Here is a 21,125-nt window from a genome sequence, read left to right on the forward strand (position 1 = left end):
AACGAAAGGAGAAGAACTTTTGAAAAGATGGTGCTTATATTTTCTCATGGCCGCATTAACTTTAACTGGTTGTAACGTTAATAAAGAAGAGAACAGTAAAGCACAGCCGAGCCCTGATAAAGAAGTGTCGGAAACTCTAGGAGAGGGCCCTGAGGTGCTGTTAACGAACTTAATTGCACCTTGGTCGATTCAGAAGAATGGGGATACAATGTATGTGTCAGAGCGGACAGGTACCATCGTTCAATGGGAAAGGGGCGAGATGACGAGGCAAAAGGTTAAGCTTAAAAAGACATTGTCTGTGAAGGCCGAAGCTGGATTACTTGGATTTTTGTTAACTCCTGACTTCTCGAATAACAGGCGTGCAATTGCCTACTACACGTATGAAGAAGGCGGGAATTCTATTAATCGAATCGTTACTTTACAAAAGGATAATGATACGTGGCGGGAGTTGGAGACATTAATCGACGGAATACCAAGCGGTGACTACCATCATGGAGGTCGAATCAAGATTGGCCCGGATGATAAGGTATATGCAACAACAGGGGACGCGAGGAATCCAACAATAGCCCAGGATCTTGATTCTTTAGGTGGGAAGGTCCTACGAATGAACCTTGATGGTACCATTCCGAAAGATAATCCAATCGAAAATTCATACGTCTATTCATACGGACACCGCAACCCACAAGGCTTGGCCTGGGATGAGGCTGGACAGATGTATGAAAGTGAACATGGTGAGTCTGCTCACGATGAATTAAATAAAATTGCCCCCGGTATGAACTATGGCTGGCCAGAAATAGAGGGCGATGAACAAAAGCCGAATATGGTAAATCCATTGATACATTCCGGTGAAAATACATGGGCCCCTTCTGGAATTGCTTATGTTGACGGAAAGCTATACATTGCAACCTTAAGGGGAGAATCGCTCAAGAGCTATGATGTACAAAGCGGAAAAATGACTGATATTATCACAGATTCCGGGCGGATACGTGATGTGTTTGTGGATGAAGATTCTCTCTATTTTATAAGCAACAATACGGATGGTCGGGGAAACCCTGATGAAAAAGATGATAAGCTGTATCGCTTGCCGCTCTCTCAGATAAATTGAAAAAGGCCCTAAAAGGGCCTTTCAGTTTGTAGACAAAATGGGGTTCGGAATGGTCTCACCCCGATGATTATAAAAGACGACATGGTTATCCTTCATGAATTTTCACTTTTATATATATGGAATGAAATCCTTACTAGATTGAAGAAATTTGCGACACTCCTGCCAAATAACTGGATAGCCGAGACCCGCAGACGCTTGCTGCGAGAAGGCTTGGCAGACAGTCGGCGGAAAGGGAGCGGATTTCTGAAATCAACTGGAACGTTTTTTTGAGGGTTTGTAAATCTGATCGCTGATTTCCACTCCAGGCACTCGCTTTCCGCGGGCGGTCCGGGAGCCTCCTCGGCGCTCGCCTGCGGGGTCTCCCTTGGACACGCTTTTCCCGCAGGAGTCTCGCCTTCCGTTCCAATCAACTGGAACGTTTTTCAAATAAAAAAACTATAGGCAAACTGACTTTTCTTCGAATTTGGCTATAGTCTGGAGGGGTTCGGAATGGCCTCTTCCCGAACCATGATTATAAAACAAGACTAGGTTATACTTCATGTTTTTTATTGTTTTATGAAACCCTCATTGGATTGAAGAAATTTGCGACACTCCTGCCGAATAACTGGCTTGCCGAGACCCCGGAGGCGCTTGCGGCGAGGAGGCTTGGCAGACAGTCGGCGGAAAGGGAGCGGATTTCTGAAATCAAGCTGGAACGTTTTTCAAATAAAAAAACTGTAGGCAAACTCGCTTTTCTTCGAGTTTGTCTACAGTCTGAAAGGCCCTAAAAGGGCCTTTTTTTTGTGTGTTTTAAGAAGCATCGAACTTAGCAAATAATCAGCTTGAATACTGCTGAAGGTTTAGAGAAAAATATCAGTGCACTATTTAAGTAGTTGGGCATTTTCTTCATCTGTAGGGTAGACATTTCTAATAAATCAGCGTATAGTTACCTAGGTAACTATTTAATAGGGGGAATACCTTTGTCCTTTCATAATGGTTTTTTTCATCATAATCTGCAATTTTCAAGGTCATTTACTAAAAAGTTAAATGAACAATTGGCCAAGGTTGATCTTTTTCATTCTCAATGGTTGATTGTATATTATTTGAATCAGTATGGGTGTTCTACGCTTGTCGAAATCAGTAATTATCTAGATGTGGAGAAACCGACAGTAACTCGGACGGTCAATCGTTTAGAAGAACGTAAGTTGATTGAACAAATACCCGGAAAAGATAAGCGGGAACGGAGAATACAGTTAACTGAATCAGGTGAAAGAACCTATCAAGAAGCCAAAAAAGTAGTTGAGGAATTTGAACTTCAATTAATGAGTGGTTTGGCTGAAGAGGATCGTGAGACAACGTTACGAACTTTGCTTTTCTTAAAGGAAAAATTAAAATAATTTGGAAGGAAGAAGGATTGAAATGAATCAGAAACCGAAATTGTGGACGAAAGACTTTTTGATTGTATCGTCTGCAAACTTTTTTCTATTTTTAACATTTTATGTCTTAATGGTGACATTGACCATTTACACGATGGATAACTTTCATGCATCCCAAGCGCAAGCTGGTCTTGCTTCAAGTATTTTCGTCCTAGGGGCTGTGCTTGTAAGGCCGATTGCAGGGAAAAAGATTGACCAGATTGGCCGCAGAAGAATGTTGCTTGGATCATTGATCTTATTTCTAATATCATCCATTGGCTATTTTCTAGTAGATAGTTTATCACTTTTGTTAATTGATCGATTAATTCACGGTATCTCTTTTGGCCTTGCTACTACAGCAACGGGAACGATTGCAGCAGATATTATTCCGAATGAACGACGTGGTGAAGGAACAGGTTACTTTGCCATGAGCACTAACTTGGCAATGGCATTTGGGCCGTTTATTGGATTATTGATTACACAGCATTTTAGCTATTCCATTATTTTCTATGCTGCATCTTTATTTGCTGCATTCTCTTTAGTTGCTTCATTATTTATGCATGTACCTGAGGGGGAAAAAGAACGAGTATCTCAACAAAAAGGCTTTAAAATTGGCGATTACTTTGAAAAAAGAGCTTTACCTATTTCTATTTTTATTGGATTTGCCGGTTTTACGTATTCGAGCATCTTGTCCTATTTAACATCCTTTGCAAAGGAACTAAATTTAATGGACGCGGCGAGCTTTTTCTTTGTAGTGTTTGCTATATTCCTTTTGGTGTCACGTCCCTTTACAGGGCGTATGTTTGATGTGAAAGGTGAAAATGCAGTTATCTATCCATCGCTCCTACTATTTGCGGTGGGTATGGTCATTCTTAGCCAAGCCCATCATGGAATCACCCTTCTAATAGCTGGCGCATTAATCGGAGTGGGATATGGTACGTTCCAATCAAGCTGTCAGGCGATTTCAATTAAGGAGGCCCCATCAAACCGAATGGGATTAGCAACTTCTACGTACTTTACAATGTATGATTTTGGTATTGGTGTAGGTCCATTCCTACTTGGATTCCTCATTCCTTTTACCGGGTTCCAAGGGTTATTTATAGGCATGTCCATTTTGTCATTTGTTCTCATAGTCATTTACTATTTAGCACATGGTAAAAAGGCTTCTGCAAGAAAGAAAATGCAATCTGAAGAGCGGTTTTCTGCTTAATTTTCTGCATTTTCCTGTTTAAAAACAAAAAAAATGGGGATGCTTAAATTATGATTGATTTTCTAAGTAATCCCCCTTTTCTCCGCCTGTTATATACAGGCGTTTTTTTTTTATGATATAACAAAAAAAAACCGCCAAATTGGCGGGTTCAAAATTTATAGGTCCATAATCGTTCTTTACGGATCCAGTCAAGAAAGTCAGCATCTTGGTTTTCGAATTTTTCTTTCCAGTCGACCACCATCGCCTCCGTTTGCGAACGGTGTGCTGTAAATGTATCTACCTTTTTGTTTTCGACGGCAGAGATATCATGGACGATGTCAGGTTGTCCTAAATCGTCGATGCAGTTATTAGAGAAAGCGACACAGTGAAGTTTAGGTCTCTCTTTTTCTTCGATTCTTTCCACAGCTCGGACCACAGCTCGTGCAGTTGCTTCATGATCTGGATGAACGCTGTATCCTGGGTAAAACGTAATGATTAATGAAGGATTAAGTTCATTAATGGCATCTGTAAATAAAGAAGTCAGCTTTTCATCATCTTCAAATTCGATGGTTTTATCACGCAAACCGAGCATACGTAAATCTTGGATACCAATCGCGTTTGCAGCATCGATTAATTCCTTTTTACGAATTTTAGGAAGCGATTCTCTTGTTGCAAAAGGAGGATTTCCTAAATTCCGTCCCATCTCTCCTAGTGTTAAGCATAGGTAGGTAACGGGGGTGCCTGCTTCTCTATGTAAAGCAAGCGTTCCAGAAACCGAGAAGGCTTCATCATCAGGATGTGGGAAAATAACTAATACATGGCGTTCTTTTTCCAAGGTATATTTCTCCTTCCGTTCTACTTACAGTGAGTATAGTTTTCTGCCAATTGGGGCGTGCATGGCGGATTTTTGACACCTGCAGCAAGATTGTAATTATTCAAAGGGAGTAGAACTAATTTGCATGGAAACAGCAAGTTTTCCGGTAAAATCAAGCCCTGCCAGTAGCAATCTCCCATGTTCATCAATTTCGAAGTGGTTTACTCCTTCAGCGTATACCCAGCCAATATTGAGCTTTAAGCCGATACGATAGGGTCCGTCTCCAACTATCTTCCCATGTTCATACTGTATAAAAGCATTACGGATATAAGCGCCTGCCGAAAAAAAAGCTTCATCTACATGAGTGGCATAGGCGCCGTTGGTTGTTTCAAGGTGAAGATATACATCTTGTCCTGCAAAAGAATCGATAGCATTCTGCACCTCTGTACGGTCTATAGGTTTCATTCTACAATTTCCTCCTTAACTGGGCGGCTAGATAAGCATTTCCTTCTTTCTATTTTACTAAATATAAACTAAAAAAGCGAAAAAGGCCGCTCAATGATTTTGAGCGGGCCCTTATTTTTAATTAATTATTTTGTTTTTTCAGCAACCCCGTATTTATGGTATGCACCATGATTGACAGGACCTACATAGTCATTCATCTTCCAAGAATGACGAACAGCTTCGGTTATGAAGTCTTTTGAAACATGAATCGCCTCGCGCGGACTTTTACCTTCAGCCAATTGAGCTGCAATAGCTGCTGAAGATGAACAGCCGGCACCGTGTGTATTGGTTGTTTCAATTTTTTCAGATTCAAGAATCTCAAATTCTTTTCCATCATATAAAAGGTCGATAGCTTTGTCATGATTCAGCTTATTTCCACCTTTGATTAAGACATATTTCGCACCAAGTGCATGAATTTTTTCAGCTGCACTCTTCATATCATCAATCGTCTTGATTGGCGGTGTGCCTGCTAATTGGGCAGCTTCGAAAAGGTTCGGTGTAACTACTGTTGCACGTGGAACAAGTAGGTCACGAAGTGCTACAGCTGTTTCTGGATGCAATACTTCATCTTCACCCTTACAAACCATTACTGGATCAATTACGACTTTGTCTAATTTCAACTCGTCAATTTTACGGGCAACAAGTTCAATGATTTCGACTGATCCAAGCATTCCTGTTTTCATAGCATCGATACCGATTGATAAAATCGTCTCGATTTGGGCTTCTAAAATCTCAACCGGTGTAGGGAATACATTATGAGACCAGCCGTTTTTAGGATCCATCGTAACGATAGTCGTTAAAGCGGACATTCCGTAAACACCGAATTCTTGAAATGTCTTTAAATCAGCTTGAAGACCTGCGCCGCCGCTGGAATCAGAACCAGCAACTGTCATAGCTCTTTTCATAGTCATTATGTGACCTCCTCAGGAGAATTGTATCGATATTATCAGCATACCAGGTAATATCCTGTTTTTAGAATATACCAAAATTTCTATTATGTAAAACTTAGTTGTCACTCTAAATGAGTACCTTTTTGAGAGACATGGAGAGGCTTCGAATAAACACGTTTTAATTGAAAAAATATTATCGGAAATTATGAACCAATGAACGAAATTTAAGAGATTAGGCAGTGTGAAATTCCTGGGTGTTAGGGTTTGGTTTATATAAAAAATATGCTATATTCTATTTTTTAATTAACAAGCAAAGTTTGTGAAAGTGTCATTATTTTCGAAGTTGATTTAAAATATGGATACATTGAAAACTTCTTTAAAGGATATATTCCTTATAGCGTTACCATTAGATGCGAGGTTAATCCCGAAATAGGAAGGGGGGAATCAGATGGAATGCACAATGCTGCTTTTAGCAGGCGGGAAATCTAGCCGTATGGGTGTGAATAAAGCTCTGTTGAAGATAGGCGAGGACGTGAATATCTCAAGAGTGGCTTCCGAGCTGAAAAAAGTTTCGGAAAACATTCTAGTCATTACGAATACATCTGAAGATTATCGATTTCTTCACCTTCCGCTAATTCCCGATTTACATAAAGATCGAGGCCCCCTTGGAGGACTACATGCAGGAATGTCCTACTCAAAAACAGAGCTGCAGTTTCTTACGGCCTGTGATATGCCTTTTGTGAGTGCAGAAGCAATAAATGAAATTATTTCCTATTATGAGCCTGATCTAGATGCCATCATCCCTGAAATCAACGGCAGGCTTCAGCCGCTTCTCGCTGTTTACCATAAAAGGTGCCTACCTGTACTGACGGATTGTTTAGTGAAACAGGAATTGAAAATGAGGATCTTTTTAGAAAAGATTTCGGTGAAAATTATTAAGGAAACTGACTTTGAGCTATATCATAAGAATCCTAAGCGTTTTCAACGCCTGTTTTTCAATATGAATACGAGAGAAGATTATCAAGAGGCAGGGCATATTAATCAAACTGAATTTTTAATAAAGGATGGTAGCCATGAACTATGACATTTCTAAAGAACCGATTGTCATCCAGGAAGTGATTGATAAAGTAGTCAATCGTAATGCGGGTGCTGTCACGACCTTTATTGGTACAGTAAGGGAAATGACGAAGGGTAAAAAGACTTTATTCTTAATTTACGAAGCATATAAACCGATGGCAATTAAGAAACTAGAGCAAATCGGCTCCGAAATCAAGGAGCGTTGGCCTGATGCAGAAACGGCGATTACCCATCGCGTAGGTAAATTGGAAATCACGGATATCGCCGTTGTTATCGCTGTTAGTACTCCACATCGAAATGATGCCTATGAGGCAAATCGATATGCGATTGAAAGAATTAAAGAAATTGTCCCAATTTGGAAAAAAGAACATTGGGAGGATGGGGAAACATGGGTTGGTAATCAATTGGAAACTGTTCCTTATCCGAAAGGAAAACCAGAAGAGGTGGATATAGATGATTAATGTACTCTTATTTGCTCAATTAAAAGATGAATTAGGAAAAGAAGCTCTTTCTATAGAAGGAAATGGAATGAGTGTGGCTCAGCTAAAAGGGAAAATGAAGATTGAATTTCAATTAGAGGGTCTTGAAACCGTGATGACAGCGGTTAATGAAGAATTTGCCGACGATGAAACGATTTTATCTGATGGAGATACAGTAGCCTTTATTCCACCTGTTAGTGGAGGCTGATTAGATCAGATAGGAGGGAATCATAGTGAACGAGCGATATTCAAGACAGACCTTATTTTCACCCATTGGTGAAGGGGGACAGGTGAAAATTCAACAGAAGCATGTATTACTTCTCGGGGCCGGAGCACTGGGATCTGCTAACGCTGAAGCTTTGACTCGCGCTGGTGTAGGTAAGCTGACTATTGTGGACAGGGATTATGTCGAGACCAGTAATTTACAACGACAACAGCTGTATACTGAACAGGACGTTGAAGAAAAGCTGCCAAAAGCTGAAGCGGCAAAACGCCATTTGCATGCTATCAATCATGAAGTAGAAGTAAAGGCGGTCATAATGGATGCAACCGCGCAGACTCTGGAACCACTGCTAGGTCATGTTGATTTGATAATGGATGCTACTGACAACTTTGAAACACGGATGATTATCAATGATCTGTCACAAAAGCTTCAAATTCCGTGGATTTATGGGGCCTGTGTAGGTAGTGTTGGAATGACAATGACAATCCTGCCTGGACAGACGCCTTGTTTGCACTGTTTGCTAAAAACTATTCCGATTCAAGGAATGACCTGTGATACAGGTGGGATTATTTCACCGGCTGTAACGATGGTGGTGGCACATCAAATAGCCGAAGCCTTAAAAATTCTCGTTGAGGATTGGGAATCAGTTCGTCCTTCGCTCGTTACTTTTGATTTGTGGCGGAATCAATACCAAACTGTTAGATTAACAAAAGTGAAAAAGAAGGATTGTCTTTCTTGCGGAGATCAGCGGACATATCCATTTTTAACCTTGGAAAACGCGACGAAAACAGCGGTTCTTTGCGGAAGAGATACAGTACAGGTCAGACCGCCAAAACCATTGAAACTTCAACTAGAGAAGTTGGCCAAAGACTTGAACGGAAGTGGTTATTCGGTAAAGGTTAATCCATTTCTTCTCTCTTGTGAAAAGAATGGTGAACGGATGGTTGTTTTCCAAGATGGTCGGGCATTGGTTCACGGTACGAAGAACATGGTCCATGCAAAGGCCATGTACCAAAGTATTCTGGGATAACAAATGTAAAAAGCGAGGCTGCCGGTAGAGGCGCCTCGCTTTTTTATAGAATGCTATATAGGGTAATGTATAAAGATTGATTAGAATTAGTGAGTAATACCGTCTTTATTATCTTGTTTTGATGCAACGATGACGACTTTTCCTTCATCAAGTACTTCCTCATAACGTTCTGCTTCCATATCACTAAGTCCAAGATTGCTCATTCGATTACGAAGTTCGTCTCCACGTGATTTAAAGAGATTTCCAACAGTATCGAGGAAGCCTTGTTCTTTCATGCCAACATCTTCTGTATTCGTGTTCTCGGTAAGATGCTTCGAACGAGTTTTGTCATGGGCAAACAAATATACATCATCCTTTGTATACCCGAATGTAACTAATTCATCAATTTTTTCCTTTGCTTGCAATCCGTTTTCTACAACATGTACTTGATACATATAAACTCCTCCTTGAATTTTAGTGTAAGACTTTCTTAAATTAGGTAAATAGTATCTTGCTTATCTTAGTTGTTGATTAGCTATAGTAGTATATAACCTTATTTGGACATGGATAAACATTTTGCAATGGAATAATGATAATAATATTTAGTATGTGGTGAAACGGAACACCTTTTGTAATCGGTAGGTTAAATATTTGAAAACAGGTAATTTATCCTGATATTCACTATAATCCGCAGTGTATATTCCGTCTTGATTTTTCCAAAGTCTTTGAAAATAGTTATCGACATCCTGGGTGACTTCGGCATCATTCGGAGCGTGGATTTCAACATTGGCTTCGAGGTTATAGTCATCTAGATTGCGTGCAGTGTAATTAGCCGATCCTCCAATAATAATCATTTCATCTGCGTTTTGAATCATCATCAACTTTGTATGAAACTGTTCTTTATCTGTTTTGTACCAACGAATCGAGATGTTTTCATCACCCAGCTTTTCGAATTCAGCAGCAACTGGAAGATTAGGGAGCCCGATTTTCTCACTTCCAAATGCATTTTGATTCGGGTCTAATATCATTTGAATTTTCACGTTTCGTTTAGCTGCATCTGTTAAGGCCTCGACAACATGGCGATCGGCAATATAAAACATGGCAAGCTGGATTTGGTCGCCTTTCTCCGTTTCCTTAATTGCTTTAAGAACATGTTTATTGATTTTTCCCTCTGTTAGTAACTGTACAGAAATCGGCCCTTTATCGACAGAGGCCTCCTTGAATTCTGGAAATGCCTTCGGACCCCCTGAGAATTTCGAAGCAGCTTCTTCTGCTTTAACAAAATCACCGATGATATTTCCATCCATCTGGAAGGCGATATTGGAGTGGAATCCGCTCGCGTCATGAGGGTTTGCTGATGAAATAATGGCCGTCTTTTCTGTAGCGATCACTTTCCTGTGATTGGCTTTGATATTCATCAATCTAAGATAAGAGCGCACGGTGACTTTTGGAGCGCTTTTGGCCATTGGGTTCACAATCCAACCTTTTCCGCTTTCGCCAAACCATTGGAAGAAGGTCCTGTACACACCTGAATAGAGCGGGTTTGGATCCCGTAGCCGATCTAAGTTGGTTACAATAACATCAATGTCATTTTGCTTCAGGGTTTCCAGTGCCTCTAATTGGTAGGCATTATAGGTAGTATTTACTTCATCAGTAATGAACATAATCTGGAGCTTAGGTTTCTTTTTCTTCTGGGCAACCAGTTTATCCGTTAGAGTCTCAGTTAACTTTGGAAAGTTTATCTTTTCATCATAAAAATTATTAAACAAAAACATATCGATTACGATAAAAGAATTAGCCTCTTCGATAGCTTGATTGATGGTTTGGAAGATTCGCTGTTCATGTTGCGGATTTCCCTTTTTATCGTGATAAGACAGGTCATAAATAAAATCAATATCCTCGACATGATGAATCTTTCCTTCATAAGAAATGCCATCAGGCAAGGGCTTGTAGCTGTTATAGATAATCACGAATGTAATGGCGATTAAAATACTAACAAGCAGATAAAATCGTTTTCTTTTGTACCACTTTTTCATAGGGAATCCTCCAACATGGTTAAATTGCTTGCTAACTACCTATTTCCCCAATTAGGGGGTATATAGAAACATAAATCGTAATCTATGTGAAAAAGGGTAAGAAAATGAGTTTGATATAATAGTATAAAAAGAAGAAAGGGGCTATGGCAGATGGCAAAGCAGATATTAACAAATGATTGGTGGCCTCTGTTGGAAGAGGAATTCAAAAAAAATTATTACCAAGAGCTAAGGGAGTTTATAAAACAAGAGTACAGTCAGCATGTCATTCATCCGAATCAGGATGATATTTTCAATGCACTTCAATTTACTTCATATAAAAAGGTAAAGGTTGTCATTCTTGGTCAGGACCCTTATCATGGACCGGACCAAGCACATGGCCTTAGTTTTTCCGTGAAGCCGGAGGTGCGTATTCCGCCTTCTCTAAGAAATATTTTTAAAGAGTTACAAAGTGATCTAGGTTGTGAGGTTCCTGATAATGGTTCCCTTGTTGAATGGGCAGACCAGGGTGTACTTCTGTTGAATACCGTCTTGACTGTGCGTGAGGGAGAAGCCCATTCACACAGAGGAAAGGGATGGGAGATCTTTACGAATCAAGTTATCCGCTTGCTGAATGACCGACAAAAACCGGTTGTTTTTATCTTGTGGGGGAGGCCGGCTCAAACTAAAATCCCTTTGATCGATGAAAGCCGTCATAAGATCATTACGTCCGTCCATCCTAGCCCATTGTCGGCGACCCGAGGTTTCTTTGGTAGCAAGCCGTTTTCTAAAACAAATCAATTGCTGAAGGAAATGGGGGAATCCCCAATTGATTGGAAAATCTCGAATCGTTGATGTGGAGAAGAAAATTGAACGGGTAAATTGTATGGCGTGCAGGCATTTTTATGTAACTTGGGATCCTAATTTTCCAAAAGGCTGCCGTGCTTTTCAATTTAAAACGTTAAACCAACCATCTCTTGATGTTTTTCGTTCTTCCGGACAGCTTTGCATGAAGTTTGAATCCAAGCTGTTAAAAAAGTAGATCAGTATGCAAGGATGTTTTCTTCACCTCAAATTTTTGCTATGCTAGGGATGAAAGTTTTGACATGTATGTAGACGAGGTGGTAAAGGTGGATATTTCATCAAAACGAATGTTAGATAAAATGGAAGAGCTTGTCTTGAAAGCGAAACAGGCAAATTCAGAGGATAAGTTGCAGGGGTATGTAATTGCCATTCAGTCTCTATGTGAAGTAATGGTGGATGAAAAAGCCGGAAACATCAGCATCCCAAAGCCAATCACATTGACCCAGCCTGTTATGTCATCTGTATCCAATGTAGAGCCGGTTAAAATGGATGAAGCAAATGGCGCATCCTTATTCGATTTTTAAATTAAATAAAGAGGGGCGAAGAAAAAGTGAAACTGTTTATCATTTTAGGAGCATTGAATGGTTTTATTGCCGTAGCGCTAGGTGCATTCGGAGCGCACGGACTGGAAGGGAAAATTCCTGATAAATATTTAGCAACATGGCAGACGGCTGTCGATTATCAAATGTTTCATGCAGCGGGTTTATTAGTGATTGGTTTGTTGGCGGGAAAGATCTCAAGCCCGCTAATTAATTGGTCAGGCTGGCTTATGCTGATAGGAATTATCCTGTTTTCCGGAAGCTTATTCGTTCTTAGTGTTACTCAAATCAAAGTGCTGGGAGCCATTACACCAATTGGTGGGGTTTCATTCTTGGTTGCTTGGGTTCTAATGATCATTGCTGCATATAAATACTTATAAAAAAAGCTGACCTTTTTCTAGGTCAGCTTTTTTTTCATCATGGATGAAAAATGAATTATCCAGGATATTTTCATATAAAAAACAGGCTCAAAATCACAAGAATTTGAGCCTGTTTCTTATAACATTAAAGCTTTCTTCACCTTGGCGAATACGTGGCAAGCCCAGCGCCTCCAAATGGATATTCATACTCAATTTCTTCGTCAAAGGTAATGTAATCTAAGTATACCATCGGGATTAAGTAACGTTTTCCTGTTTGCGGGTCGCTTATGATTAAGTGGTCGCGTCCCGCAGCTTCGATAATTCCTTTGAAGATCTTTGCATTCCACTCCTTGTTGTTTTCAAACGTCGTATAAACGGTCGCCAATTTCCCTTTATTTAGACGTAGGATGTTCTCGATATACGATGCCTCGACTGGAAGCATGCCAGGTACCTGTGGTCCGGATGTGGGAGCATTCATCGGCATAGGTATTTGCTGAGGCGTGCCTGCTTTAGTGGGCTGCTGTGGCTGGTATGATGGTTGTTGGTAAGCCTGCTGCTGGAAATTTTGTTGCGGGTAAGGAGCCTGTTGTCGCAGGTCAGACTCATTATTTTCATAGGGGTAATATGGGCTTCCTCCGTACGGATAATTACCATAAGGGTTATTTTGTGACATTACATTCCCTCCTAAATTCAAGGTTTATTTGATTTTGTGGAATTTGGACAATCCGAGTGCGTGGGCTGGAAGAAACAGTGCGATTTATAGCGACCGGTATTGTATTGGTTATACCACTGTTCTTGACAATCCCCGGGTGGCTTAAAAAACCACAATGAATTTTAAGCGATACATAACGGTTGCCTTTAATGATTTACGGGTAAAGTCAAATCCTCTTGACGGGCTAGTAAAAAGAAGTAAAGTTCCTTCACCTCGCTGGAGTTAGGCGTTGCCTTGGTCAATATTCCTTAAGTTTAATAAACCTGTGAAAAAATAAATTCATCACTATTGAAAATGTATGGGATGTGTCATAGATTTATTCCACAGCCGGGGAAATAAAAGGAGGGTTTCAAAAAGTAAAAAGCTTCCGGATGATCCGGAAGCTCATGTCTTATACGTATAAGAAAGAGGGTACGCTTTCTTCTGGAAGGATATTCCCTACAAAGAAAGAACCGAACGCAGCGTAGCGTGCGCTTACTTCATCAAAACGCATTTCATAGATTAACTTTTTAAATTGAAGGACATCATCTGCAAATAGCGTAACGCCCCACTCATAATCGTCAAAGCCGACAGAACCGGAAATGATTTGTTTTACTTTACCGGCATAACTGCGGCCAATCAAACCATGTGAACGCATTAAGCCCTTGCGTTCTTCCATAGAAAGCATGTACCAGTTATCATCACCTTCACGACGCTTGTCCATTGGGTAGAAGCATACATGCTTCGCTTGTGGAAGAATCGGATAAAGTCTTGAACGTACATGAGGGTTTTGGTAAGGATCCTCATCATCTCCACCTGCTAGGTAATTACTTAATTCCACTACAGAAACGTAGGAATAAGCTGGGATTGTATATTCGGCAAGTTTCGTTTTATTGAATTCGTTTTCAATTGCATTCAATTCTTCCATTGTTGGGCGGGCAAACATAAGCATGAAGTCCGCTTTTTGGCCAACGATGGAATAGAGGGCATGACTGCCTTCATTATTGCTTTGAGTCGTATTCCATTTATCCAGTAAACCTTGGAATTCTGAGATAGCTAATTGGCGTTCGTCACTTGATAACGTTTTCCAAGAAGCCCAATCAATCAGACGGAAGTCATGTAAACAATACCAGCCGTCAAGTGTTTGTGCTGCTTCACTCATTGCGATCACTCCTAAGTCTTAGTATATCTTTAATATAACATAGTTTAAGTATAAGGAAATTTATATCAGTCCGCAAACACCGTTACTGTTCTTCGGTGTTCAAACAAATTTCATATTTGCCGATTTCGTGATGGTGACCAAAGTGGCTGGAATTTACCTAGCTGCTAGAGTATTCTTAAAAGAAGACGAAAATGGAAGTTTTGCTGAATGGTTGATATAGAAATAACAAGAGCAGCGTACATAAAAGGAGGATGCGGTAGTGAGTGATTTATTTGAAATATTAGAATCGAAAATTACAGGGCATAATTTAAAAATCGTCTTTCCAGAAGGATTGGATGAACGCATTTTGGGAGCTGCAGGCAGGCTTGCCAAAGCTAAACTAGTAACGCCTGTATTGATTGGCGATATCGAGTTGATTCAAGAGAAAGCTAGGGAATTAAAAATTTCTCTTGAATCAATTGAAATATATGACCCGAAGAATTATATCATGATGGATGAAATGGTCGAAGCGTTTGTAAAGGTAAGAAATGGTAAGGTGTCTGAAGAACAAGCCCGTGAAACCCTATTGGATGAGAATTATTTTGGAACAATGCTTGTTCATATTAAACAGGCACATGGCATGGTGAGTGGCGCAACTCATTCAACAGCTGATACGGTTCGTCCTGCTCTACGAATCATTAAAACAAAGCCAGGTATTCAAAAAACATCAGGTGCCTTTATTATGGTCCGTGGCGAGGAAAAGTACGTGTTTGCTGATTGTGCAATTAATATTAACCCTGATTCCCAGGACCTGGCAGAAATCGCCGTAGAAAGTGCGAAGACGGCCCTTATGTTCGATATCGAACCGCGTGTGGCGATGCTGAGTTTTTCGACAAAAGGATCGGCAAAATCTTCGGAGACTCAGAAAGTCGTTGATGCTGTCAAATTGGCAAAAGAAATGGACCCTCAAATTCTTCTTGATGGAGAATTTCAATTTGATGCGGCCTTTGTTCCGTCGGTCGCTAGACAAAAAGCACCGGATTCTCCTATTCAAGGAGATGCTAATGTTTTTATTTTTCCAAGTCTTGAGGCAGGAAACATTAGCTATAAAATGGTACAGCGCCTGGGTGGCTTCGAAGCGGTCGGCCCGATCCTACAGGGACTTAACCGTCCTGTAAATGATCTTTCAAGGGGATGCAGTGAAGAGGATGTATATAAATTAGCTGTTATCACAGCTGCACAGGGCTTAGTGGCCCAATATCAATAAGTCATGTCATGAAGGATAAAAAGTAGAGGGAGATTTATATGTGTAAAACAGATTCATTGTTAAAGCAGCAAGAGTGGCGGGTTATTGATCAATCATCCGTCGGTCCTCAGTTTCCTGCTCTAGAGTCCTTTGCTATGGATGATACGTTTTGTGCTTCCGTAGGGTCTGGTAAATCAATGGCCGTAGCAAGAGCGTGGGTACACCATCAGACGGTTGTGCTTGGTATTCAGGATACGAAGCTGCCTTTTCTTAAAAAAGGTGTGGATTATTTAAAAGAACACGATTTCCAGGCCATTGTACGGAATTCTGGAGGGCTTGCAGTTGTGCTGGATGAGGGAGTTCTTAATTTATCGCTCATTTTCCCCGAAAATGAGCGGAAAATTGAAATCAATCGTGGATATGATGCGATGTGGGAGCTTGTTCAATTGATGTTTGCTGATTTCGAAGTCGAAATGGAGGCAAGGGAAATCACCGGTTCATATTGCCCTGGAAGCTATGATTTAAGTATAAATGGGAGAAAGTTTGCCGGTATATCTCAGCGTCGGATTCGCAATGGTGTAGCGGTGCAAATTTACTTGTGCGTCAATGGAAGCGGTGCAGAGCGAGCCAGTCTTGTGAAGGGTTTTTACGAAGCCGCAAAAGGAGATGCAGAAACAAAATTTACTTATCCTGATATCATGCCATCTGTAATGGCTTCCCTTTCAGAACTATTAGACGTGCGATTGAGCGTACAGGACGTAATGCTTAGATTCCTGCATGTATTGAAGGAACATAGCGGTAGGATCTTCTCCGATTCTCTTTCAGTGGAAGAATGGCCGTTATACGAAGCTTACTTAACAAGAGTGGTAGAACGTAATGATAAGGTATTTGATTCATTAAAAGAAGACTGATATGAAAAAGCTGTTTCTGTAAGTTGGAAACAGCTTTTTCACATTTCAATATAATTTTATTATTCACTGAAACTGTTAAAGGAACAGAGATTGGAAACCAAAGTAAAATCAGATAGGTCGCGTCTTTAGTCCTTTCAACTATTATCACTTGAAGCCATGAAAAAAAGAGCCTTTTTTAGACTCTCTTTTTCGATCTGAGGTAACCTATGGTTGGCCTTTACCATGTGGTTGATCTGTAGCAGAACCCCACATTATTTTAATTACTCAGCCATTTTTTCTAAATTGCCATTTCGGTCCATTTTGAACTTTGTTGCTGGCCGTTCCTCTTCCTCTAATAAGACCAGCTTTCTTGCCCGATTCATGATATTCATCAAAGTCTCATAATCTTCCTGCATCAAGCCGCTGTTCTGCTCTAGATGGCTGATCTTATTTTCAAGATCTTCATTTCGTTTTTTCAGACCTTTAATTTCGAGCTTCAATCTTTCATTTTCGGTTTTTAATACTTCAGCCTGAAGCATTCGGCCGTTCATAGATTCTAAATAGGCTATAATCGTATCAAGGTTCATAGTCTTTTCTAGTGTTACTGGTATGTTCTGTTGCTTTGGCATGAAAGCTTCAGCCACAACGAATTCTTCTGCTGTTTCATAATTAGTAGTTTCTACTTCGGATTCTAACTCTAGTTCCTCTTCTTGTAGGTGAGGAACCATAATATCAGTAATCGTTGGAGACGGCGGTGTATAAAGAAGCCGTTTTTTCCCTCCTTGATCTTTTCCAAGAATCCTTTGACGCTGCTTGCGCTGCTTTTTAGCAAGGGAAAGAGCTTTATCATAATTATGGCGTACGACTGCATTCCAACGGAACCCGCAAGCGGCAGAGGTGCGGTTTAACTTGTCCCCAACCTCCTCAAAAGCATTCAGCTGAGTGCTGCCTTCCCGCACATGGCGCAATACCGTTTCTGCTAAAAGCAAATCATCTTCTTCTGTCCAGGCATCTTGACGAACCTTCATTTCTACATACTCCCTTTCTGGTAACTTTTAAAATAAATAACTATATAAAATATCGTGTGGCAATGATTTATGGGGTGTTCTACTAGCATTTTGGACAAAATCTGGATTTTTTATACAAAAAGGTTGAAAGGATACTAGTTTTTTGTAATTTTAGGGAAAATAAAGGATGCACTGACTCAGAAATCATTAATTACACCATTTCCTTTTGGCTGGACTTCCCTTTTCACATCCATCTAACCCTCTTGATATTAATAGGTAGAAACGGTAAAATACCCTTTAGTTATGTAAATGGGATGAAAAATAGTTTGTCATAGAAAGGATGGTGACCGAAGGATGTCCAATGAATTCAGAGTGTGTGATGACTGCTTGGCGGTAAATATTAAAACGTTAATTCCCCGTCTGGAAAAGCTTGATCCCGATGCGAAAATTGAAATTGGCTGTCAATCCTATTGCGGTCCAGGCAGAAAGAAATCATTTGCCTTTGTCAATAACCGTCCAGTTGCAGCTCCAACGGAAGACGAGTTACTAGATAAAATTAATAAAAAACTAAAGTAGAATTCATGATAGATAATTAGGGTAGATTGACTACTTTTGATAAATGAAACACGCCATTCATCACCCAGATTCAACAAACTGCGGTGATTTTTTATTTCCTTATTTTCGATACGCAAATCGATAAAAACTTCCGTTTTCTTACAAAATGGTCCCTCTTGCTATCAAGGGGTGAGTTAGGGTTTTTTGTCAAAACACGCTATAATGAAAGCATTGAGAATATGAAAAAGAGGGTAGTTCATGGGATATTCCGGCGAAAAATTACAGGAAGAAAAAGTATTCAAAGACCCGGTGCACCGATATATACATGTTCGTGACCGGGTTATATGGGATTTAATTGGGACGAAGGAATTCCAACGTCTTCGTAGAATCAAGCAACTGGGGACGACTTATTTAACTTTTCACGGTGCGGAACATAGTCGACTCAGCCATTCGCTTGGGGTATATGAGATTGTCCGGAGAATCGTTGATGATGTTTTCGAAGGCAGACCGGAATGGAAACCGGAGGAACGGCTACTTTCTCTATGTGCGGCACTTCTGCATGATTTAGGACATGGTCCATTCTCTCATTCTTTTGAAAAGGTGTTTGACCTAGATCACGAGCAATTCACCCAACAGATAATTGTGGGTGATACAGAAGTGAATAAAATCCTGCTCAAAGTAGGTCGTGATTTTCCTAAAAAAGTGGCAGAGGTTATTGCAAAAACGTATAAAGGCAAATTAGTAGTCAGCCTGATTTCGAGTCAGATTGATGCCGATAGAATGGATTATTTGCAACGGGATGCATACTTTACTGGGGTAAGTTATGGACATTTTGATATGGAACGGCTTTTGAGGGTAATGCGGCCTCGTGAAGAGCATGCCGTCATTAAGCAAAGTGGGATGCATGCGGTGGAAGACTATATTATGAGCCGTTACCAAATGTATTGGCAGGTTTATTTCCATCCAGTGACGAGGAGTGCGGAAGTCATTCTTACCAAAATATTACACAGAGCGAAGCATTTATATGAATCCGGCTATGAGTTTGCTCAGGAACCTCACCATTTTTATTCTCTGTTTAAGGGAGAAGTAACGTTAGCAGACTATTTGAAAATGGATGAAGCTGTGATGCTCTATTATTTTGAAGCATGGGAAGAGGAAAATGATGCGATATTAAAGGATTTATGCACTCGCTTCGTTAACCGTAAACTATTTAAATATGTAGAATTTCATCCATCTAATAGTCAGATGAACAGATTAATGGAGTTAAGAACGTTATTTAAGAAGGCAGGAATCGATCCGGATTATTATCTCGTCGTCGATTCCTCATCGGATTTGCCGTATGATTTTTACCGGCCAGGTGAGGAAGAGGAGAGACTACCGATTCACTTGTTGAAAAATAATGGGGAAATCCGTGAATTGTCACGTGAATCTGAAATAGTCGATGCAATTTCGGGGAAAAGAAGAACGGATCATAAATTGTATTATCCATCCGATTTATTGCGCGATGAATCAACGAAGAAAAATATTAAAAAACAAATTCGTAAGCTTTTGGAGCTTTCGGATTAAAGTGGTACATTTTTGGTGAGGAGTGACGAGCCTTGTTTAAGGATCATGCAAACATTATCAATGCGATTTCTACTGCCGGTGAAATTTCAGGTCGGAAAAAACTACAAAAAATTGTGTATATCGCGAAGAAGCTGTCCTTTCCGTTTCATGAAAAGTTTCAGTTTCACTTTTACGGACCGTATTCGGAGGAGTTGACCTTACGAATTGAAGAGCTTTGCGATATGGGTTACTTGAATGAAGTAAGAGAAAAAAAAGCAGGTTATTATCAGTACTGTTATTCTATAACGGATGCTGGACAGGATTTCCTATCCATACAGGAAGTGGAGATGCCCGCTCTTGAAGCTTGCTTACTGGATATGAACGAACAAAATGCCCGTTTTTTGGAGCTTGTTTCGACGGTGCTTTACTTCGATACATTGGAAAAAGAAGAGGTTATCGAAAAGATCTTTACATTGAAAAGTAAGCAAAAATATACGCTTGAAGAAATTGATGAAGCATATGTATATATTGATCAATTAAAAACAAAAGCTAAGCCGAATTGATGGCTTAGCTTTTCCTAATTATGTAAATCTATTGGTCGCTTTTGCGGACGCCTGCTACTGCTAAATGATTTTTTGTCATTTCTTCAATGAAAATCGTTACAGCTTCAGCTGGTGCTCCAGTCGTTTCCGTAACCGCTGCGGTTACTTTTTCAACTAAAGCCTTTTTTTGCTCGTCCGTACGGCCTTCAAGCATTTTGACTGTTACATATGGCATATTCTTTCCCCCCTTTCCCCTTATGTTGTAGTGTTTCACATTGGAAATGGAATTGCAAGATACTGAAATCAGAGTTTTTTCACTTCTTGGTCTTTTGTTGTATACTAACGGTAATATATATTGGGGGAGAAGCTATTTATGCAATTCTTGGAGCAAATAGAACGGTTTTTGGCTTATAGTTTGGAAGAACTTCCATATGTCATTGTGTCACTGTTAATCGCATTTACGGTTCATGAATTTTCCCATGCTTATGTAGCCTATAAGTTCGGTGACCCGACTGCAAAGAATGAAGGAAGAGTCACATTGAATCCGATTCAGCATTTGGATCCGATAGGAACACTGCTGATATTGATAGCCGGATTTGGTTGGGCAAGACCTGTCCCGGTCAATCGTTTTCATTTTAAGAATCCAAAATTGGCAGGAGTACTCGTCTCTTTTGCCGGTCCGTTCAGTAATTTGCTTGTTGCAATTTTGGGGTTTTTAATTTTTTACGGGTTGCTTGCGTCAGGCGTTGGACCTGATTTACCTTTTTTCGTCGAGACCTTCTTAAGAATTCTAATAAACTTAAATATCCTTTTATTTGTATTTAATCTGATACCGCTACCACCGCTCGATGGTTATAGGATCGTACAAGATCTTGTTTCAGCAGACTTGCGGGCAAAAATGACCCAGTATGAACAATATGGCTCCCTTATTTTTTTGATTCTGATTATCACACCTCTGAGTCATTATACAATTAGGCCCATTTTGGATACTATCGTGCCATTTGTAGGTGGCACCTTGAGTCAATTTTTTTCACTTTTGTTTTTTTAACT

At 40.1% G+C, this 21,125-nt stretch carries 26 protein-coding genes; 17 read left to right on the forward strand and 9 right to left on the reverse strand.

Going from position 1 to position 21,125, the window contains the following annotated elements; translation table 11 throughout:
* The first annotated feature begins 19 nt into the window (after nucleotides 1-19).
* The 3 genes from AKG34_RS22705 (at nucleotide 20) to AKG34_RS22715 (ending at nucleotide 3,709) form a co-directional block, all read left to right on the forward strand.
* Nucleotides 20-1,105 carry a PQQ-dependent sugar dehydrogenase gene (locus AKG34_RS22705; protein WP_053348415.1) on the forward strand — a complete coding sequence of 362 codons (1,086 nt, stop codon included), beginning with the start codon at nucleotides 20-22 and terminating at the stop codon, nucleotides 1,103-1,105.
* A 959-nt stretch (nucleotides 1,106-2,064) separates the two neighbouring features.
* The gene (locus AKG34_RS22710) at nucleotides 2,065-2,481 is read left to right on the forward strand and encodes a MarR family winged helix-turn-helix transcriptional regulator (protein WP_056524067.1); all 417 of its coding nucleotides are present in this window, start codon (nucleotides 2,065-2,067) and stop codon (nucleotides 2,479-2,481) included.
* 22 nt (nucleotides 2,482-2,503) lie between these two features.
* Nucleotides 2,504-3,709 carry an MFS transporter gene (locus AKG34_RS22715; RefSeq protein WP_053348851.1) on the forward strand — a complete coding sequence of 402 codons (1,206 nt, stop codon included), beginning with the start codon at nucleotides 2,504-2,506 and terminating at the stop codon, nucleotides 3,707-3,709.
* Between the two features lie 148 nt (nucleotides 3,710-3,857).
* On the opposite strand, the gene bshB2 is transcribed toward AKG34_RS22715, so the two are convergent.
* From bshB2 to pdxK, 3 genes are all read right to left on the reverse strand, one after another.
* Nucleotides 3,858-4,523: a bacillithiol biosynthesis deacetylase BshB2 gene (gene bshB2, locus AKG34_RS22720; RefSeq protein ID WP_053348416.1), complete on the reverse strand. Its 666-nt coding sequence runs from the start codon at nucleotides 4,521-4,523 to the stop codon at nucleotides 3,858-3,860.
* Nucleotides 4,524-4,619: 96 nt separating this feature from the next.
* Nucleotides 4,620-4,967, reverse strand: coding sequence for a YojF family protein (locus tag AKG34_RS22725; protein WP_053348417.1), 348 nt, complete (start codon nucleotides 4,965-4,967; stop codon nucleotides 4,620-4,622).
* Between the two features lie 125 nt (nucleotides 4,968-5,092).
* Entirely contained in the window at nucleotides 5,093-5,917 is an 825-nt protein-coding gene (pdxK, locus tag AKG34_RS22730; RefSeq protein WP_083450946.1) for a pyridoxine/pyridoxal/pyridoxamine kinase, read from the reverse strand.
* A 427-nt stretch (nucleotides 5,918-6,344) separates the two neighbouring features.
* On the opposite strand from pdxK, the gene mobA reads away from it, so the two are divergent.
* Genes mobA through AKG34_RS22750 form a run of 4 tightly spaced genes read left to right on the forward strand, consistent with a single transcriptional unit; the run spans nucleotide 6,345 to nucleotide 8,705 of the window.
* The gene (gene mobA, locus AKG34_RS22735; protein ID WP_053348418.1) at nucleotides 6,345-6,980 is read left to right on the forward strand and encodes a molybdenum cofactor guanylyltransferase; all 636 of its coding nucleotides are present in this window, start codon (nucleotides 6,345-6,347) and stop codon (nucleotides 6,978-6,980) included.
* On the forward strand, nucleotides 6,970-7,434 hold the full coding sequence (locus tag AKG34_RS22740) for a molybdenum cofactor biosynthesis protein MoaE (RefSeq protein ID WP_053348419.1): 465 nt from the start codon (nucleotides 6,970-6,972) through the stop codon (nucleotides 7,432-7,434). The genes mobA and AKG34_RS22740 overlap by 11 nt, the downstream gene beginning before the upstream one ends.
* Entirely contained in the window at nucleotides 7,427-7,660 is a 234-nt protein-coding gene (moaD, locus tag AKG34_RS22745; RefSeq protein ID WP_053348420.1) for a molybdopterin converting factor subunit 1, read from the forward strand. The genes AKG34_RS22740 and moaD overlap by 8 nt, the downstream gene beginning before the upstream one ends.
* Before the next feature lie 25 nt (nucleotides 7,661-7,685).
* A complete protein-coding gene (locus AKG34_RS22750; RefSeq protein ID WP_053348421.1) occupies nucleotides 7,686-8,705 on the forward strand; it encodes a thiazole biosynthesis adenylyltransferase ThiF in 1,020 nt (339 codons plus the stop codon).
* A gap of 86 nt (nucleotides 8,706-8,791) precedes the next feature.
* Here the strand turns inward: AKG34_RS22750 and AKG34_RS22755 are convergent, their stop codons facing one another.
* Complete coding sequence (locus AKG34_RS22755) at nucleotides 8,792-9,139, reverse strand: YflT domain-containing protein (protein WP_053348422.1); 348 nt, start codon at nucleotides 9,137-9,139, stop codon at nucleotides 8,792-8,794.
* Between the two features lie 147 nt (nucleotides 9,140-9,286).
* Entirely contained in the window at nucleotides 9,287-10,720 is a 1,434-nt protein-coding gene (locus tag AKG34_RS22760) for a phospholipase D family protein (RefSeq protein ID WP_053348423.1), read from the reverse strand.
* Between the two features lie 150 nt (nucleotides 10,721-10,870).
* Between AKG34_RS22760 and AKG34_RS22765 the strand changes: the two genes are divergently transcribed.
* The 4 genes from AKG34_RS22765 (at nucleotide 10,871) to AKG34_RS22780 (ending at nucleotide 12,479) form a co-directional block, all read left to right on the forward strand.
* A complete protein-coding gene (locus AKG34_RS22765; protein ID WP_053348424.1) occupies nucleotides 10,871-11,551 on the forward strand; it encodes a uracil-DNA glycosylase in 681 nt (226 codons plus the stop codon).
* The gene (locus AKG34_RS22770; RefSeq protein WP_053348425.1) at nucleotides 11,526-11,738 is read left to right on the forward strand and encodes a hypothetical protein; all 213 of its coding nucleotides are present in this window, start codon (nucleotides 11,526-11,528) and stop codon (nucleotides 11,736-11,738) included. The genes AKG34_RS22765 and AKG34_RS22770 overlap by 26 nt, the downstream gene beginning before the upstream one ends.
* A gap of 88 nt (nucleotides 11,739-11,826) precedes the next feature.
* On the forward strand, nucleotides 11,827-12,084 hold the full coding sequence (locus AKG34_RS22775) for a YwdI family protein (protein WP_053348426.1): 258 nt from the start codon (nucleotides 11,827-11,829) through the stop codon (nucleotides 12,082-12,084).
* Between the two features lie 26 nt (nucleotides 12,085-12,110).
* On the forward strand, nucleotides 12,111-12,479 hold the full coding sequence (locus tag AKG34_RS22780; protein WP_053348427.1) for a DUF423 domain-containing protein: 369 nt from the start codon (nucleotides 12,111-12,113) through the stop codon (nucleotides 12,477-12,479).
* Nucleotides 12,480-12,615: 136 nt separating this feature from the next.
* Here AKG34_RS22780 and gerQ read toward each other — a convergent pair whose 3' ends face one another.
* Together gerQ and hemQ are read right to left on the reverse strand one after the other, a co-directional pair.
* The gene (gene gerQ, locus AKG34_RS29065; protein ID WP_082612735.1) at nucleotides 12,616-13,131 is read right to left on the reverse strand and encodes a spore coat protein GerQ; all 516 of its coding nucleotides are present in this window, start codon (nucleotides 13,129-13,131) and stop codon (nucleotides 12,616-12,618) included.
* A gap of 430 nt (nucleotides 13,132-13,561) precedes the next feature.
* On the reverse strand, nucleotides 13,562-14,311 hold the full coding sequence (gene hemQ / locus AKG34_RS22790) for a hydrogen peroxide-dependent heme synthase (RefSeq protein WP_053348428.1): 750 nt from the start codon (nucleotides 14,309-14,311) through the stop codon (nucleotides 13,562-13,564).
* 259 nt (nucleotides 14,312-14,570) lie between these two features.
* Here hemQ and pta point away from each other — a divergent pair, with 259 nt between their 5' ends.
* Complete coding sequence (gene pta / locus AKG34_RS22795; RefSeq protein ID WP_053348429.1) at nucleotides 14,571-15,557, forward strand: phosphate acetyltransferase; 987 nt, start codon at nucleotides 14,571-14,573, stop codon at nucleotides 15,555-15,557.
* 38 nt (nucleotides 15,558-15,595) lie between these two features.
* Nucleotides 15,596-16,447: an octanoyl-[GcvH]:protein N-octanoyltransferase gene (locus tag AKG34_RS22800; RefSeq protein WP_053348430.1), complete on the forward strand. Its 852-nt coding sequence runs from the start codon at nucleotides 15,596-15,598 to the stop codon at nucleotides 16,445-16,447.
* Between the two features lie 260 nt (nucleotides 16,448-16,707).
* Here AKG34_RS22800 and AKG34_RS22805 read toward each other — a convergent pair whose 3' ends face one another.
* A complete protein-coding gene (locus AKG34_RS22805; protein ID WP_053348431.1) occupies nucleotides 16,708-17,454 on the reverse strand; it encodes an RsfA family transcriptional regulator in 747 nt (248 codons plus the stop codon).
* Between the two features lie 333 nt (nucleotides 17,455-17,787).
* Between AKG34_RS22805 and AKG34_RS22810 the strand changes: the two genes are divergently transcribed.
* The 3 genes from AKG34_RS22810 to AKG34_RS22820 all read left to right on the forward strand — a co-directional run bounded on the left by AKG34_RS22810 (nucleotide 17,788) and on the right by AKG34_RS22820 (nucleotide 20,096).
* The gene (locus AKG34_RS22810; RefSeq protein WP_053348432.1) at nucleotides 17,788-18,009 is read left to right on the forward strand and encodes a YuzB family protein; all 222 of its coding nucleotides are present in this window, start codon (nucleotides 17,788-17,790) and stop codon (nucleotides 18,007-18,009) included.
* Between the two features lie 237 nt (nucleotides 18,010-18,246).
* Nucleotides 18,247-19,554 (forward strand): HD domain-containing protein, encoded by a 1,308-nt coding sequence (locus tag AKG34_RS22815; protein ID WP_053348433.1) that lies wholly within the window; start codon nucleotides 18,247-18,249, stop codon nucleotides 19,552-19,554.
* A gap of 32 nt (nucleotides 19,555-19,586) precedes the next feature.
* The gene (locus AKG34_RS22820; RefSeq protein WP_053348434.1) at nucleotides 19,587-20,096 is read left to right on the forward strand and encodes a YwgA family protein; all 510 of its coding nucleotides are present in this window, start codon (nucleotides 19,587-19,589) and stop codon (nucleotides 20,094-20,096) included.
* A 28-nt stretch (nucleotides 20,097-20,124) separates the two neighbouring features.
* Here the strand turns inward: AKG34_RS22820 and AKG34_RS22825 are convergent, their stop codons facing one another.
* On the reverse strand, nucleotides 20,125-20,310 hold the full coding sequence (locus tag AKG34_RS22825; protein ID WP_053348435.1) for a 2-hydroxymuconate tautomerase: 186 nt from the start codon (nucleotides 20,308-20,310) through the stop codon (nucleotides 20,125-20,127).
* Between the two features lie 138 nt (nucleotides 20,311-20,448).
* Between AKG34_RS22825 and AKG34_RS22830 the strand changes: the two genes are divergently transcribed.
* The gene (locus tag AKG34_RS22830; protein WP_407946291.1) at nucleotides 20,449-21,123 is read left to right on the forward strand and encodes a site-2 protease family protein; all 675 of its coding nucleotides are present in this window, start codon (nucleotides 20,449-20,451) and stop codon (nucleotides 21,121-21,123) included.
* Nucleotides 21,124-21,125: the final 2 nt, after the last annotated feature.

This window comes from Peribacillus butanolivorans (genome assembly GCF_001273755.1).
GTDB lineage: Bacteria > Bacillota > Bacilli > Bacillales > DSM-1321 > Peribacillus > Peribacillus butanolivorans.